The sequence below is a fragment of the Niallia taxi genome (genome assembly GCF_004005475.1).
Lineage (GTDB): Bacteria > Bacillota > Bacilli > Bacillales > Cytobacillaceae > Niallia > Niallia taxi.
The window spans coordinates 52,531-69,127 of record NZ_RZTZ01000020.1 but is presented as its reverse complement, the minus strand read 5'-3'; the positions used below and the strand labels follow the sequence as shown (position 1 = coordinate 69,127).

The following is a 16,597-nucleotide window of genomic DNA, read 5'->3' as shown; positions in this document are numbered from 1 at the left end:
AGCTGCTTCTTGGCACGGCCAGTACTTCGCACATTTTCTGGACGGGATATTGATCCTTGTGTTCCTCGATAAAATCGATGAGCTCTGATTCGGTTACTTTTTCGCGAATATGGCCATAGCCTTTTTTCTTACGGTTAGTCAATGGGTTATTTATGTTTTTGTGAATAACATTTTAAAATGAAAAGGTTATTCACATAAGGTAAAGCGGGTTAGGCTGTGAAAGGGATGACAAATAAACCTAGTCGACTTCAATTTTTTACTAGGTTCGTTTGAATATGCTAATATGTTTATAAGCTATGATTTGGTGGCCAACCGGTAATCATAGCTCATATTGTGTGCAGTAAGATAGAAGAGGTTCTTCAACAGCTTATTCACACAAGCAATAGACGCAACTTTATGACATTTGTTATAAGGTTGCGTTTTTAATTTATCATAATACTCGACAAGTGTTTTTGTCCAAAACGACGGAGCCTAATCATATTTTGAATAATAAGGAAGAGTAGCTTTCGCAAATGTTTATTCCCTCGCTTGTTAATTTTGTCTTTGAAAAAGGTTTTTCCTGATTGAAAGCGCCGTATATCAATACCCGCAAAAGCGTTCAGCTGTTTAGGGTTATCGAACCGGTGAATATCACCGATTTCTGCGATAAGTCGAACGGCTGTATTAGGACCAATCCCTGGAAAGCTGAGAATGATTTTATATTCCTTACGAGTTTCAGCCAGCGGTATCATATTTTTTATACACTGTTCCTTCTCACGAAGAAGTTCCTGATACCTTCTTGCATAAGATCTGAGTTGTTCGCATAAAACGTCCGTCGAAGAAACTGCTGGATAAGAGTGCTTGGCAACTTCAAATAGATCAAGCACCTTTCTTTCCGCTACTGCTAATGAAATATTTTTATTGGTGTTCTTACGAACCTTATTTTTGATTACCGTTTTTGAAAGACCTTGGAGAAACTCTGGATGGGGAAACAACTGAACCATATTTAAAAACAATTCCGATTTACTAGTAAAAATTTTCTCCAGTTCCGGGAACGTTAACTGAATCACTTTATGCATACGGCTGCGAACAATGGATAACTCATCGTCCAGTTCACTATAATATCTCGAGAGCGATTTCAATTGTTGAAGAAGATCATTGGAATCTTCTTTTTTTCTTCTGTCTATCGTAAAGTGAGTAAGCGCTAGTCGATGCGCATCACTCTTATCCGTTTTATGAATCCGCAAGGAATCACATTGTAATTTCGCTTCCAATGGGTTCAAAAGACAGTAAGTGTAGTAATTCTCATTCATAAAACGCTCCAACACCCTGGAATAGATACCAGTTGCTTCAAACACGATTTCAGGCTGTTCTTCATAACCTTCGGTCAAATCGTCAATCTTTTTCTTTAGCTCCTCAAACTCTGTACGATAATGGTTGATTTCTCCTTCGAATACACAGTGTTTTAATGCATTATAAATAACCATGTAACTTTTGCCCATACTGACATCAAACGCAATAACATGTTTCATTTGTCTTCTCCTAATATAGTAATATTGAAGTCTCCACTTTACACTTATTGATTCCCATTTCTTATACACGATCTCAAAGGATCCAACATACTCAAACCTGATTCAAATAAGGTAAGTGAAGCAGGCCAGTTTAAGATACGGATTCCAGATCCCAAAAAGGCTTCGGCCTGTTCTTCACTTCTACTATATAAAAAAATAGTAGTCCAAACCAATCTCTCGGCCTGTACTACTAATCTTAGTATGTTTAGGATTTCTACCTCCTGTTTTAACCGAAGGTTTTCTTTCTGAATCTCGGCTAACTCTTTTGGTGTCAGCGCCTCTTTTTCTGAACCAATAGGGGTAAAGTCTTTCACCCATTTATAAATCGTTACTTCTGATACGCCATATTCGCTGCTTAATTCTTTAACCGGGCTGCAGGAATGATACAAATCCACAATCGTTTTCTTAAAATCATCGTTATATTTTTTGCCTGCAGGTTTACGTTCCAATTCGGACACATCCTCTCAAAATAATTGTAAGGACTTAATTAAATTGTGTCCATAAAACTATACTAACTCCATGTATATGAAATTTATTTTACGGATAATAAATTAATGAAAAACAAAGGAGGTGCCAATTTTTTTTTCATGTAAAAGAATTGCAGTATAGAGCAAAACCAGATAGACCAGGTCCTGTATATGCTAAAAAGTTACAAGAAGTATTAGACGGGCAATATGGAGAAATCTCTGTCATGATGCAGTATTTGTTCCAAGGTTGGAATTGTTGCGGTGAAAAAAAATACCGTGATATGTTATTAGACATAGACACAGAAGGATTGCACAGTTACTTGACAAAGCTCCTGTAGAAGAACAAGAAGCAGCAGCAAAAGATCCTATTATTGCTAGTGTAATGGGTGGAATGAATCCACAACATGCTATAGTAAATGGACTAGGAGCCAGTCCTAATGATAGTGTTGGGTATCCTTGCACAGTACGCTATACTATAGCTAGTGGCAATCTGCTTGCTGACTTTAGATCTAATTTAAATGCTGAGTCACAAGGTAGACTCCAGGTTGTCCGCTTATACGAAATGACTTCTGATCATGGAGTACGAGATATGTTATCATTTCTAATTGCTCGTGATACTATGCATCAAAATCAATGGCTAGCAGCAATCGCAGAATTAGAAGAAAAAGAAGGAAAAGTAAACCAAGATACTTGGACAGTCCATTACTATTCGAACGTAATTAATCCAAGCATCCCATTTTCATCTACAGAACTTGACAAAATCGAGCAGGAATCGGATATTAATTTCAAATTGCTGTTTTACTTGCACAAAACAACCTTTATATTGATTACTATAATGACATTATTAGTTCACTCATAGATAAAGAGTAGAATCAAGTCTATTTCAACTTACATTTATGAGCAATGAGTATTACTTTAGAAAATATAGAAACCAAACTTATGGTTTTGTTCGTCACTGGCCGCTCTTTTATATTACTCTTTAATATATTCTTTATTTGTTTTGGAACTTATTTCTAAATAATGATCAACAGTTTTTTTTCATCATGAAAAGCAAAATTTAATCCAGCTTTAAAGTTACTAGGACACTTTCAGTTAATTAAGTTTATAAGATAGAGAACCAAGTCTTCACTGCTGTTGCTAAAATTAATAGACCCATTGTGCCTTGTAACACTTTTGCATTCAATTTTTTACCCATGTAGGCACCTATAGGCGAAGCAATTAAGCTTGCCACAACCATAATAAAAGCAGGTAGTATTGGTATATTTCCTGTTGAGATTTTCCCTGAAACAGCTCCTATAGATGAAATCAATGTAATGGCCAAGGAGGATGCAATTGTCATTCTTGTCGGTATTTTTAGGACTACTAGCATAATAGGGACTAACAGAAATGCTCCTCCTGCACCTACAATCCCTGCACCAATACCCACTATGAATGCAAACAAGGATGCAAGCCATTTGTTAAACTTTACTTGATCAAAATGAACATCCTCGACCCCTCTTTTAGGAAGAAACATCATAATGACGGCAATAAGAGCTAAGATTCCATAAACAATATTAATTCCATTCTCCGGCATATGAGTAGAACTAAGTCCACCAATAAAGCTTCCAAATAAAATGCTTACTCCCATGTAAATGATTAACTTCTTATTTAGAAATCCATCCTTACGATAGGCTAAAACACCTCCGAGTGTCGCAAAAAATACTTGTATGGCTGTAATTCCTGAAACTTCATGTGCTGTAAAATGTCCTACGCCTAACATTACTGGTATATATAGCAACATGGGATAGTTGATGATAGCACCACCAATTCCTAACATCCCAGAAATAAAAGAACCAACAAATCCAATAACAAAAATTGTAGCTATAAAAGTTATATCCATTTTGTTACACCTCTTTAGAAAAAGGGAACCTTATTGGTCCCCTTTATTTTCAACCCTTTTTAATCCAGAATTTTAACACTCCATTTTCGTTTTCATGCTTTAATAAATCATGTCCTCCCGATTTAGCCCAGGCTGTTAAATCGTTTAGCGCTCCTTTATCCGTTGTATGGACTTCTAATACTTCACCTGTGTAAATATCTCCCATTGCTTTTTTTGTCTTTACAATCGGCATTGGGCACGCTAAGCCTTTAGCATCTAATACTTTATTTGAATCCATTTGTTATTCCTCCTATTTTATAATTAACGAACGGCACAACGGTTAGGTCCAATTTCCATCTCACGTTGTTTATCTAATTCCGGGTTAATTTTCCCCATATTTGTTTCACGAATTTCTTGATATGCATTTGGTTGTGGCGGCAAGTTTTCTGTTACTAAATTTCTAAACTTATTTTCATCATCGATATTCAGTCCATGATTTTTTGTAAACAATTTTCCAAGTTTTTCTGCAACACTACCATCCTCATTCAACTCGTCTATAATCATAAAGTGTGCTGGTAGAACAATTAGTTCTTCTGACAATTCTTTGTAGCGTTTATATAAAGTCTCTCTTAAATCACTGACCCAGTCTTCCGCCATACCTGCCAGATCGGGTCTTCCGATAGAATCAATGAACAAAATATCACCTGACAGCAAGTATTTATTATCCACAATAAATGAAGTAGAACCAATCGTATGTCCAGGTGAATACAAAGCCGTAATATTAATAGTTGTATTACCAAGGGTTACATCATTTCCGTTTTCTAATGGTTGGTAAGCAAAAGTCACTTCCGTTGCATCCATAGGTGGTAACCAATAGTCAGCACCAGTTTTCTCTGCAATTGTACGTCCTCCGGAAATATGGTCAGCATGAAGGTGTGTATCAAATACGTGTCTAATTTTTACTCCCATACTTACTGCAAAATCAAGATAGATATCCGTCATACGCGTTGAATCGATTACTACTGCTTCTCCTTCTGATAACACCATGTAGGATAGACATCCTTTACCTACTCGAACAAATTGATAAATTTCACCACCATCATTCAAGTCACCAATCTTAACTGGTTCTAAATGCTCACTCCATGCCTTCATTCCACCCTGTAAATAGAAAACATTTAATCCAACATCAGAAAGCATTTCTGCTACCATTACAGATGAGCCTTCCTTTGCACAAACAACTAGTACTTCTTTCTTAGTGGAGATTTCACCTATAATTTCATCCACACCATCAAGTAATTCAAAATAAGGAACATTTAAATATTCAAAGTTTTCCCCTTCAATCTTCCAATCGTTAAAATCACTCTCATTACGAACATCAAGAATAAACAACTCTTCTTTATTAAAAACTTTTTTCGTCACATCTTTTGAAGTCATTACAGAAACAGTCACCTTTATACCCCCTATGGTATTATTTTATTTAAAAAAATATATAAATTTAAAAGTTAAAGTTACATCTGCATCCTTTGCAAATTCCAAAAATGTTACTGCTCCGCCTACTTCCATTCCATCGACAAAACTTTCTTTTTCTAATCCCATAACATCCATTGTCATTTGACAGCCTATAAAATTAGCTCCCATTTCTTTTGCCATAGACACTAATTCTGGAATGGAAGGTACATTCGCTTTAATAAATCCTTCAGCAAGCTGTTCTTTACCTTCAGGCATGATTAAGTGCTTATATGCTTCCTTATGAATCAAGTCAACCCTTCAAAAGTAAAGAAAACAGATACTTCTTGATCAGTTGCTGCTGCCGCAGTTGCAATGTTAAAAACCTTATAAGCATCAAATAATCCACCATTACTTGCAATAATTGCTACTTTTTTGTTCATCGTTAATTCCCCCATTTTTTAATCATTTATACTACTTGTTTTCCCACTCCATTGACTCATACCTTGTTCAACATTAATTACATTATTAAATCCATTTTCAGTTAACTTTTGCGCAGCAAGATCGCTACGATTTCCTGTTCGACAAACTATATAAATTTCATCATTTTTGTTTAAAACATTCATTTTGTTTTCCAATTCTCCCAATGGGATAGAAATAGCGTTAGGAATATGGTTAAAAGCAAATTCTGCATTTTCTCTAACATCAATAACTACAATGTTCTTATCCACATCTATTTTCTTTTCTAGTTCTTCATTGCTAATAATATTTGGGTGTTTTTTTTCATTCGATTCTTCATTAGAAGATTTACGCAAATAATGCTTCAGCACTTCCCCTACTTCTATTGTTCCTAGATATTGATGTCCAGTGCTTTCAGCCCACGCTTTCATGTCTGCTTTAGAGCCTTTATCCGTCGCTTGAACTTCCAATACTTGCCCTGCCTCTAAGTTTTTCATTTCTGTTTTTGTTTTAACAATTGGCATCGGACATGCTAAACCTTTTGCATCTAAAATTGTATTTGCTTTTAAGTTCTCCATTTTTCAGCCTCCATTACTTATACCTGTTAGGGTATTATTAGTTTTAAAAAAATTTATTCTACTTTTCCTTCCCAAGCAAGCATTCCACCAGTCATATTAATCACATTAAATCCATAATCTTCAAGGAATTGTGTGGCACGACCACTTCTTGCACCAGAACGGCAAACGATGATATATTCAATAGTCTTATCTAATTCATGCATGCGAAACTCAACTAAACCTAATGGGATATTTATAGCACTTGGTATTTTCCCAGTGGCAACTTCATCCACCTCTCGCACATCAATAATATTTAATTTCTTTCCTTCGTTTATTAGAGCCTCTACTTCTTTTACAGTCATTTGTTTCATTAGTTAGTTCTTCTCCTTCTGTTTATTTTAAAACCAAGCACCCATGCCACCTTTGACGTTAGTTACGTTTTTAAAACCTAACCTTTTTAAGACTTTACTTGCTCGTTGACTTCTCATTCCACTTTGACAAATTACGATAACTTCTTTTTCCTTTGAAAGGTCTTTTTCTGCTAGTTGAGCTAGTTGATGGAGTGGTATATTTTTAAAACCTTTAATATGGTTTCCTTTAAACTCTCCATTTGTTCGAACATCCACAAATTGTTTGTTCTTATTATTTATTTCTTTTTTTAATTGATTAGTGGTAATATTGTTAATTCCCTTTATTGGTAAAAACCTTCTCATTATGAAAAATAGTACCAATGCAAGGACAAGATAATTTAAATATGTCATATTAAAACCTCCTTTAATCAAGAGAACTTTTACTTTTATCTAGTTAGATAAATAGATTAACATTTCCATCCTCAGCATCCGCTAAATAAGCAGCAACACCTGCATATTCTATGTTACCTAATAACTCTTCTTGTTTTAGTCCTAATAAATCCATTGTCATGGTACAAGCTACAAGTTTTACATCTTGTTCTTGAGCCATTTCAATTAATTGTGGTAAAGGCATAGCGTTATGCTTTTTCATAATATCCTTAATCAGCTTAGGACCCATTCCAGCAAAGTTCATTTTGGATAACCCCATTTTATCAGCACCTCTAGGCATCATCTTGCCAAACATTCTTTCCATAAACCCTTTTTTTACTGCAATATCTTCGTCCTTACGTAAAGCATTTAAACCCCAAAAAGTGTGAAAAATAGTTACTTCATGATCATAAGCTGCAGCACCATTAGCTATAATGTAAGCAGCCATTGCTTTATCATAATCACCACTAAATAGTACAATGGTTGTTTTTTTCTTTTCAGTCATATTGTTACCTCCAGTATTAATTTAACCCATACCCGCATGGGTATTGTAAAAAGCAAAAAATTATCCCTTTTTAATCCAAAACTTCAATACACCATTTTCTTCTTTTTGACTCAATAATTCGTGACCTACTGTTTTAGACCAGGCTGAAAGATCATTTATTGCCCCTTTATCTGTTGTATGAATTTCTAATATTTGACCAGTTTCAAGTTCAGTCATTGCCTTCTTTGTTTTTACAATTGGCATCGGACATGCTAATCCTTTTGCATCTAACAATTTGTCGATTTTCACTAGTAATCATCCTTTCTAATACTAATACCAATACCCCTATGGGTATAATAATAATTAAAAAAAGAGAAGGTGTCAACTCTTTCTTATCTGCTTTTTACAAGTAGGTTTACAGCTTCTTTTACTAATTCCTCTGTATTCTCACCATTTTTATCAGCTTCCCGAACACATTCAATTAAATTTGAACTAACAATCAATCCTATTGTTCGGTCAATTCCAGTTCTTGATGCAGATAATTGTGTAATTACTTCCTTGCAATCTTTATTCTCTTCCATCATTTTCAAAATTCCTCTTAACTGCCCTTCTATACGTTTTACTCTATTTTTTATTTGTTCATTATAATCCATTTTGTTCACCTCTTTTTATAGTAAATAATCATGTAATGATGTCACTTATAATTAGTGTTTTAATTTTTCATTTTATGTCAGGATTTTCATTTATAAAGTATCAGCAGTTGAAATATTTTCACTGACAAAATCTATAATATACCCCATGAGGTATAATGTCAATAATAAATTTTATAAAAAAGACCGCTATTAGTTTAGCGGTAAAAAGGATATAGGGCATTAAGAAGTAAGTCCATTTATCATGATACTTTTATCAATACATCTAATTAAGCGTTCTTCTATATCTTTAGCAAATAACTCCATGTCATTATCATTTAGAAGGCTTATCAGTGCTGTGGGCCTAGGCATTCCTATTTTTGTTTGTCCATTATTTATGTTAACTTTAATCCTTCGTGTTGGAAGCGGAAACTTATAAAGGCAGAGCCTAAAATTGTCCCATGTAAAGGATACCCTTTGGCTCCTTCTATTTAGCCATTTAAATAGAAAACTTTCTATTTTCTCTCTGAAGTCGTTAACAGTTTGAATCTATCCTTGATCAATTGAATGTTCTTATCTGTTCTGCTTTAACCATTCTTTAGACTATTTAAGTTTTACCTGGACTTTCTTTCTACTTGTTTTCCTTTTAAAATGAAACTTCCCTTGTTTACTTGTCCGCAATAATGAGTGAATCCAAGAAAATCAAAGGTTTCAGGTTTACCTTTCCCTATTCGTTCGGCATTATGTTCTGCAAACCTCCCGAAGGGAATAACCTTCGTTTTATCTTCCGCTATCTCCAAGTTAAATTTCTTCAATCTGGACTTTAAACTGTTCAGCTTCCCTTGTATGTTGAGAACAACATACAAAATCATCTGCGTAACTTACACTAAGTATGCTTATCCTTCACAACGCTTTCTAACCAATATCTCAAACCATAAGTAAGAACATAATGCATATATATTAGTTAAGATAGGAGCTATCACTCCACCTTGCGGTGTACCAGTGTCCGTTTTGTATTTCCTACCTTCTTCCATATAACCACCTTTACGAAATCTGTTGATTATACTCAGGAGGTTTGGGTCAGCTATCCTATGATTTAAGAACTCCATCATCCATTTGTGGTCAACATTATCAAAGAAACCTTTGATATCTACACTTACTATATAACTTACTGCTCTCTTCTCATTATAAAAGTTTAGTATTAACAACGCATCATGACATTTTTATATGGCAGAAAGCCAAATGAACAATTTAAAAAGTCATTTTCATATACTTTGGCAATACCTTTTTGAACAATTTAATCCTCGTGTTCCGGTATTACCAGTGGTCTTTTCTTGTCTGAGTTGAGCTTCGGGATATACATTCGTCTTACCGGAACTGGGCGATAACTTTTGTTTTTAAGTCTACTTACCAAGTCCTTGATGTTTTCCTTCGGACTTTCAGCGACTTGTACTTTAGTTGTACCCTTAACACCCGATGCCTTCTTGTTCGGCAACTGGTAATGACATTGAATAAGTGACTGTTCATTTAATAAATGCCCAAGAGATGTAAATTTCATTTTACTATCATACTTTGCTAATTCTGCTATCCGAATCCCTAAACGGCATTTGGTTTCCTTGCTTATTATCACTTGTACACCATACTCTTTTAGAAAAGAAGAGACCGATAGGGTATCCTTAGTTGCCGTATCATATCGATGTATAACGTGCCAAGGTCTCTGACTCCAGAGAGGGTTTATCCTTCTTGCCTTTAACAAAGGATAGAATGTTGCTTTCTGCACGCAGTTAAGGCATCAGCCCTCTCAGTATAGAAACGTTTATGGAGCTCACCCCCTTCAACCATATGGCTTTCGGCCCGCTGTCGGGTAGAAAACTAGCGCGCGCAATCAAATATGATTCACGTTTCTTGTAGCCCCCCTACGATCCCGGACGGTCGGATTTCCCGAGTCCGGTTCTGACCTTGGATTAATCACCTACCAGCCTTCCCATACAACCGTAGGATTAAATGTTGGTACACATATTCCCCCATCATTTGTAGGGTTACTTGTAAGTTAGTTTAGACATACTTTATAGCTCTGAGTCTATAATGCTTAAACATTCCAAGTGCCCAGAGGTCCTTTGCCCTATCACAGGTGTTACCTTGATAGAAGTGTAATTTCCTTACACTTAAGAAGGCATTACCCTTCCCTCATTGCTACTACGACCTCATGCGCCAATCCTAAATCATCCTACCATTTTCTATTAGCCTCTTATATGATAGGTCTTTATTGGTAAGTACCTTCCCAATTTGAAGTAGGACCTTCCCGTCGTTATCTCTGAAAATCTTTCCACAGATGCCAGAACCCATACCCCGGCTGCTCTTACGGTGCTTTTGACCGTTTCTTCCCGTAAGACATCGGTCTTCCCCCGTCAGGCAAAGGTCGACGCTAAGCAAAATATCCCTCGAACAGTTTCTTTGAGGGGCGTAGATTTCGGGATTGCAGTATTCGTTAAATCCTTCTGGCCTCTGTGTTTGCTCGCCACACAGACTGTTCCGACCTTATCCTCTCTGTGTAGAATAGGCCGCCGTGACTTTTACTTCCAAGCAGAACGCAGTTCGTTACCTCCCCACGCATTGGATATGCTAGTCATCCGAATCGGTCAATTGATGACAGGAGACTTTCACTCCATAAGATTCTCAGCCTTGACGGCTGCTCCACCTAACTGTCTACGCATAAAGACTAACGTTACCCTCAGTCCTCCTAGACTCGCTACGAACGAATGGCTAGTTCTTACTCGGCGGGAATCCCACCCGCTATATGATACGACCTATGCTCGGCCGCACAACTGCCATGTTTCTTCTATTTGCTTATTTTCATTTATTACAGGAATGCTGCCCCTTTTAGCAACATAAGAAAAGCGTACCTTATATTTAAGGAAAGCCCCCGTCACTTTAAGTGAATCATTCACATTCCCATTAAAAGACAGATAAATACAAATAAAAAAGACAAAGGACAATCTAAAATTTGAATTTCCTTTGTCTTTCTATAAATAGACTTACTTATATTCTATAGTCTGCTCTTTGATTTTCACTCAACTGAAAGTTCGGTTTCTATCACCCATTTATGATTTTTTACCACTGGTCCTCCAGTTGTTGGAATATAATTAATAATATAGACAGTTGTGGGCACTGCTAGATCAATAATTCCTTTTGCCCCCTTCATACCTTCCATATGATTTGCTTCTAAAATAACTTCCGTTCCAGGTTTCAAGGTTTTCATACCAGCATCTTTCATTTCTTCTTGGATAACCCACTTATGATTCTTCACCATAGGTCCACCAGTTGTCGGAGCGTAAGTAACAATATAGGCTGTCGTGTTATAAGCTCCTACAATAGTTGCTTTCGCACCATACATCCCCTTCATGTGGTCAGCTTTAACAACTACTTGACTTCCGACTTTATAAATTGGATTTTTTGCTACACTTAAACCTTTAGGAACTTCAGCAGAACCAGAATGTTCACCACTTATATTTTTATCTGAACTATTTTGATAACTATTGCTCCAAGCAGATAACATTGACACTAATATTAATATTAATATTACAGATACAAATTTATTAATTTTCATTATGCCCCCCTAATAATTTGTTATAAAAATGCTACATTGTTTCCAATTTTTTTAAAAATATTTATGATTTTAACTTCATTAATCATGCAATGGGTGATATAAGACTAATGCCTCTTTTTCAGCTTTTCCTACCTTAGCTCAATAACTATAAGACCGCTGATTGTGGCAGCCCACCTTCGTAGTCCTTGAGAAGTAACTTGTTTCCTTCCTACCTTAATATAAAAAGCAGTTATAAATAAAGGCTAGAAGGGTATGAAAAAAGTAACGCAAAAAAAAAGGGGGGGTTAAAGTGAATAAGTATGGAAGATTTGGAGCCATGGTATTAACGTCTACTATTATTATGCTTTGTCTTATGTACCTTAATACCTACCAGGTAAATCATATTTTTTTTAGCGAAACAAGACTCTATATGGCCATCATGATGGGAGCAGCAATGTCTATGATTATGTTAGTGTTCATGCTGAAGATGTACACCAATAAAAAAGCAAATATCAGCATTTTTATTGGGAGTGCAACAGTATTTGTTCTTTCACTTTTGCTTGTACGAAGTCAAGCTACAGTGAATGATGTTTCGTGGATGAAAGCAATGATTCCCCATCATTCAATCGCTATAATGACAAGTGAACGTGCCACCTTAAAGGATCCAAGAGTAAAAGAACTTGCAAATAATATTATTGATACTCAGAAAAGAGAAATCGAAGAAATGAAAGAACTGATCAAGGAACTTGAAGAAAAAAAGTAATTAAAGTTATAGTTCTAAAAGCCGAGGGCAAGAGACCCTCGGCCATAAGACTTTGCAGATGTATACTAGGTTTCTTAATTATTTCGGGTCAATCAACTCAAGGTATTCGCTTGTATTCCAAGGTTTTTTTAAAAAACTTTATAAAAAACCTAAATCTTTCTTCAACTATCCTCCCTCAATAAACAAACAATAAACTTACACCACAAGTGGTACTTTTATGGATGGTATGGGTCAATTTGAATATGTAGCAAATTCTATTGGAACTGGAGAAGCTCCAGAGCTAGAACAAGCTCCAGGTTATATTCATGGCACACCAAAAAATATATAAATAACTTGTAATACCCCTATAGCAGTGGGACATCAAAAAAGTTAGCAGTTTAAATATAACTTCTATTATGTTCATCTAATCTGCTTGGATTTTAAGTTAAGAAGGAGGATTTAAGCCTTAAAATCGATAATCTTTACAAACTGAAAAAATATGAAAAACTTATCGCCTAACATCAACTCACATAAAATTTAATCTCTTGAAAAGTAGCAATTATACATGCTAATAATCCAACAATACTGACGATAATCAATGAATATAATATTTTTATATCACGTATTAAAAAGAGTGCAGTAATGATTATGGTAGTATCCATGAGAAATAAAATGCCACCCACATTTAAATTTGTCCATTTTGCAAATAAAAGTGCTAGCAAATCCATGCCTCCTGGACCTTAGCATTACCCCCACCCCTATCCCAATCATGATGGATCCAAAAATAACACTACTCATAATTTGAAGATGAAATACACCGTTTAACGGACCGAATAAATCAATTATAACTCCAGAAATCATCATCCCAATTACTCCGTTTTTAAAGAACACAGGCGCTAACTTTAAGGCGAACAAATAAATTGAAATATAATAAGTATAAATGAAACTCCTGTTTTTATACCCCATATATAGTTAACCAACAAGCTTATACCAAAAACTCCTCCATTTATTAAATGAAAAGGCATGATAAATCCATTAATTCCTATACCAATCATGGTACTTCCAAATCCTAAATCCTACTACTAATAGCTTCTTTAGCAATGCCTATCATCCCTTATCTATTCATTAATCCAACTTAAATATGCAAAAGAAGCAATTAGTATGTTTTCTTAATGGAGAGTTATTATATTCATTTTTTATTTTCAATCATTTGCTAGGAATGTACGAACGTATTACGAGCTATCACATAGTTAACTAATAATAGGGATAGACAATCTCTATTTTAGACGTTATACGGCTTTTTTTTAGGGACATTGTTTTTTTTTCTTTGCTGTAACAACTGTTTTTAAAAAAACTTAACTATCACAGTATGTATTATTATTAATTCCATTGAAAAAAGAATAATTCTGAACAAGTGGGGAAAGTTATAATAGGTTTGATTGGATTTATTCCTTTCCACGTTAAACCCTCACTATCTATGTGAGGGTTTCGTTTTTGTTTTTTTGCAAATACTACATAGCTAAACTGCCCCGATTGTGACATAAGAGTGTTTATTTTCATTTATTACAGGAATGCTGCCCTTTATAGTGCCATAAGACATAAATGCAAAAGGGCATTAATCCTTATTGGATCAAAGCCCCCTTTTATTTAATTTCCATCAATGAAACAAGATCGTCAAAAGATGACCTTGTTATTTAACTTATCTATTATAATTTATCTGTTTGCTATTATCAGAAATCTTTTGGAATTTGTTCGGATTCCTTTTTCGGTTCTATAATTTTCAATGAAACTCCCCAAAATATCCAAGTCTTTCTCTCCCTGACCAAAATCAGGAATAATGGGTGTATGTTTCAGTAAGAAAATTAGATCCTCTGCTCTTTGATAGTATTCATTAGCATCGTATTCAAAAGCTTGAACTTCAGTAAAACCAGCTGATTTCAGTTCCATTATATATCTTTCTTTTAGGGTTCCGTCAACTTCTCCAAAACCTTGCCCTCGCTTAAAAGCTTCCTTTAAATTTAATTTGTCAGCTTCACATACCTGTTGCGTTAAAAAAAATCCACCATTTTTTATTACCCTGGCTATTTCCATTGAAGAAAACGGTGCGTGACAACTTGAAATAACGTCAAAAAAACCAGATGGAAATTGTAAATTATCAGAAGACATTTGGGAAAATCGAACGTTTAATACTTTTGACTTTTTGTAATTAGAATGCGCTGTTTCAATCATTCCTCTTGATAAATCAATTCCAACTAGAAAAAGCAATGAAGAAGCAATTCTTAATAAATTTTCTCCTCCACCAGTTCCAACGTCCAAAAGAATATCCGAACTTTTACATTTTTTTGTTACTTCTTCGTAAAAATCCCACTTAAGCCCTTCAGATATAACGTTTAATTTACTAAAGTCCCAGCCGTTTATTTTCCAACCTTATCATAAAATTCTAATTCATCCATTTTTGAACCTACCTTTCAAATTTAAAAGCCAAACAGTGACTCGGCTAACAATTAGAATGACTGATTATAAATATTCCAAGTTATAGTTCCGAAAAAGAGCATACTTCTCCCTTTTTAGCTGGTACGCGTTTTTTTCCAGCCCGAAAACTAGTTACTTCGAACATTATAGAAAGACATTCCACTCACCTCATTTGAAAGAATACTTCCATTATAAAACATGAAGAAAAAATTTAAGAAATCAAAATATTCTTATTGCATTAAACTGCCATTTTTCTGCCATAAGAAAGTTTCACTTATTACAGGAATGCTGTCACAGTAGGCGATGAAAAGAAGTACCTTTTTTGTCTGCTAACTTGTTATTATTAATAGATAGCATAAAAGTAATAAAAGAAAGGGAGAAACTATAATGAGACTAAATAAAGGAGATAAGATTGGCATATTTACCCCTTCTTCTCCCGCTTCTGTAACAGCAAAAAAAAGATATAAGAGAGCAAAATCTTTCTTAGAATACAAAGGATTCCAAATCGTTGAAGGTTTTTTAACAGGAAAAAGCGATTTTTATCGCTCTGGAAACCCCAAAGAGAGAGCAGAGGAACTGAATGAACTTCTACGTGACCCATCTATAAAAATGATTATGTCTATGATTGGTGGAACAAACTCTAATAGCTTGCTTCCTTATATTGATTATGAAAGTTTTAAAAAGAATCCTAAGATTGTTGTGGGGTATTCTGATGCAACAGCCATTCTACTGGCTTTGTATGCAAAAACTGGCATATCGACTTATTACGGACCAGCATTAGTACCATCTTTTGGAGAATTTGAACCACTAGTGAATGATACATATCAATTCTTTGAGAATTATTTTTGTAAGGAACAAAAACTTCCATATGAAATTCAACAGCCTTTTTATTGGTCAGATGAAATGGCAAATTGGTTAGATAAAATAAAGGAAAAAGAATTGTATACTAATGAATGGATTGGTGTAAATGGAGGGGTAGTTGAGGGACGATTAGTAGGTGGAAACAATAATGCAATGTACGGATTTATCGGGACCCAGTATTTTCCCGAGATTAAAGAAGGTGACATATTATTCCTTGAAGATACAATGAAAACTGCATCAGTAGTTGAGAAGAACTTTGCAATGCTAAAATTACACGGCATTTTTGATAAAGTTTCTGGGATTATTCTCGGAAAACACGAGCAATATGATGATATGGATACAGGTAGGAAACCCTTAGATATATTATTAGAACAACTAGATAATAGAATTCCAATACTAGCTGAGTTTGATACAAGTCATACCCATCCAATGCACCCAATATGTATTGGTAAGAAAATCAGAATGGATACGAATATAAAAAAGGTTTGGTGTACAGAAAAATGGGAGTTATCATGATTTAAAAAATTTTTTTATAACAACTTAATGTTGGTCATCAGAAGGATAGAGAGGTCTTTTATTACATTTATTTCATCTATCCTTTCTAAATACATTATCTGAATTAGTTTAATAGCATCCTTAACTCCCTCAATAAACAAACATTTAACTCTTAAATATGGTATAATAAAGAAAACGGTTAATCCCTAATG

Annotated in this window: 15 protein-coding genes and 5 pseudogenes; 3 read left to right on the top strand and 17 right to left on the bottom strand. The window is 34.8% G+C overall.

The genetic code is table 11. The features are described 5' to 3' along the window. Nucleotides 1-294 precede the first annotated feature (294 nt). Nucleotides 295-1,511 (bottom strand): annotated as a pseudogene (locus tag EM808_RS25980) (IS110 family RNA-guided transposase). A 245-nt stretch (nt 1,512-1,756) separates the two neighbouring features. Beyond that, nucleotides 1,757-1,999 (bottom strand): annotated as a pseudogene (locus EM808_RS29360) (transposase); the annotation flags it as partial. A gap of 101 nt (nt 2,000-2,100) precedes the next feature. Here EM808_RS29360 and EM808_RS25970 point away from each other — a divergent pair. Beyond that, nucleotides 2,101-2,711, top strand: a pseudogene (locus EM808_RS25970) (manganese catalase family protein); the annotation flags it as partial. A gap of 408 nt (nt 2,712-3,119) precedes the next feature. Here the strand turns inward: EM808_RS25970 and EM808_RS25965 are convergent. The 12 genes and pseudogenes from EM808_RS25965 to EM808_RS25910 form a co-directional block, all read right to left on the bottom strand. Then, nucleotides 3,120-3,896 (bottom strand): sulfite exporter TauE/SafE family protein, encoded by a 777-nt coding sequence (locus EM808_RS25965; protein WP_127742331.1) that lies wholly within the window; start codon nt 3,894-3,896, stop codon nt 3,120-3,122. Between the two features lie 49 nt (nt 3,897-3,945). After that, nucleotides 3,946-4,173, bottom strand: a complete 228-nt coding sequence (locus tag EM808_RS25960; protein ID WP_127742329.1) for a sulfurtransferase TusA family protein — start codon at nt 4,171-4,173, stop codon at nt 3,946-3,948. Between the two features lie 23 nt (nt 4,174-4,196). Continuing rightward, entirely contained in the window at nt 4,197-5,324 is a 1,128-nt protein-coding gene (locus EM808_RS25955) for an MBL fold metallo-hydrolase (protein WP_127742327.1), read from the bottom strand. 24 nt (nt 5,325-5,348) lie between these two features. Continuing rightward, nucleotides 5,349-5,764: pseudogene (locus tag EM808_RS25950) on the bottom strand (DsrE/DsrF/DrsH-like family protein). A gap of 18 nt (nt 5,765-5,782) precedes the next feature. Continuing rightward, on the bottom strand, nt 5,783-6,358 hold the full coding sequence (locus EM808_RS25945) for a sulfurtransferase TusA family protein (protein ID WP_127742325.1): 576 nt from the start codon (nt 6,356-6,358) through the stop codon (nt 5,783-5,785). A gap of 53 nt (nt 6,359-6,411) precedes the next feature. After that, nucleotides 6,412-6,708 carry a rhodanese-like domain-containing protein gene (locus tag EM808_RS25940; RefSeq protein ID WP_127742323.1) on the bottom strand — a complete coding sequence of 99 codons (297 nt, stop codon included), beginning with the start codon at nt 6,706-6,708 and terminating at the stop codon, nt 6,412-6,414. A 27-nt stretch (nt 6,709-6,735) separates the two neighbouring features. Next, nucleotides 6,736-7,098: a rhodanese-like domain-containing protein gene (locus tag EM808_RS25935; RefSeq protein WP_127742321.1), complete on the bottom strand. Its 363-nt coding sequence runs from the start codon at nt 7,096-7,098 to the stop codon at nt 6,736-6,738. A gap of 43 nt (nt 7,099-7,141) precedes the next feature. After that, nucleotides 7,142-7,621, bottom strand: coding sequence for a DsrE/DsrF/DrsH-like family protein (locus EM808_RS25930; RefSeq protein WP_127742319.1), 480 nt, complete (start codon nt 7,619-7,621; stop codon nt 7,142-7,144). A 60-nt stretch (nt 7,622-7,681) separates the two neighbouring features. Next, nucleotides 7,682-7,909 (bottom strand): sulfurtransferase TusA family protein, encoded by a 228-nt coding sequence (locus tag EM808_RS25925; protein ID WP_127742317.1) that lies wholly within the window; start codon nt 7,907-7,909, stop codon nt 7,682-7,684. A gap of 83 nt (nt 7,910-7,992) precedes the next feature. Beyond that, nucleotides 7,993-8,253 (bottom strand): metal-sensitive transcriptional regulator, encoded by a 261-nt coding sequence (locus tag EM808_RS25920; RefSeq protein ID WP_127742315.1) that lies wholly within the window; start codon nt 8,251-8,253, stop codon nt 7,993-7,995. 872 nt (nt 8,254-9,125) lie between these two features. Continuing rightward, nucleotides 9,126-9,437, bottom strand: coding sequence for a reverse transcriptase/maturase family protein (locus tag EM808_RS29355; RefSeq protein WP_235856725.1), 312 nt, complete (start codon nt 9,435-9,437; stop codon nt 9,126-9,128). A 1,859-nt stretch (nt 9,438-11,296) separates the two neighbouring features. Then, on the bottom strand, nt 11,297-11,836 hold the full coding sequence (locus EM808_RS25910) for a YdhK family protein (protein ID WP_127742313.1): 540 nt from the start codon (nt 11,834-11,836) through the stop codon (nt 11,297-11,299). A 289-nt stretch (nt 11,837-12,125) separates the two neighbouring features. On the opposite strand from EM808_RS25910, the gene EM808_RS25905 reads away from it, so the two are divergent. After that, nucleotides 12,126-12,578, top strand: a complete 453-nt coding sequence (locus EM808_RS25905; protein WP_182102926.1) for a DUF305 domain-containing protein — start codon at nt 12,126-12,128, stop codon at nt 12,576-12,578. Between the two features lie 500 nt (nt 12,579-13,078). On the opposite strand, the gene EM808_RS29350 is transcribed toward EM808_RS25905, so the two are convergent. The 3 genes and pseudogenes from EM808_RS29350 to EM808_RS25895 form a co-directional block, all read right to left on the bottom strand. Beyond that, nucleotides 13,079-13,285, bottom strand: a complete 207-nt coding sequence (locus EM808_RS29350; RefSeq protein ID WP_235856724.1) for a YitT family protein — start codon at nt 13,283-13,285, stop codon at nt 13,079-13,081. 174 nt (nt 13,286-13,459) lie between these two features. Then, the gene (locus EM808_RS29345) at nt 13,460-13,582 is read right to left on the bottom strand and encodes a YitT family protein (protein WP_235856728.1); all 123 of its coding nucleotides are present in this window, start codon (nt 13,580-13,582) and stop codon (nt 13,460-13,462) included. A gap of 688 nt (nt 13,583-14,270) precedes the next feature. Then, a pseudogene (locus EM808_RS25895) lies at nt 14,271-15,010 on the bottom strand (class I SAM-dependent methyltransferase). Nucleotides 15,011-15,416: 406 nt separating this feature from the next. Here EM808_RS25895 and EM808_RS25890 point away from each other — a divergent pair. After that, entirely contained in the window at nt 15,417-16,406 is a 990-nt protein-coding gene (locus EM808_RS25890; protein ID WP_127742311.1) for a S66 family peptidase, read from the top strand. Nucleotides 16,407-16,597: the final 191 nt, after the last annotated feature.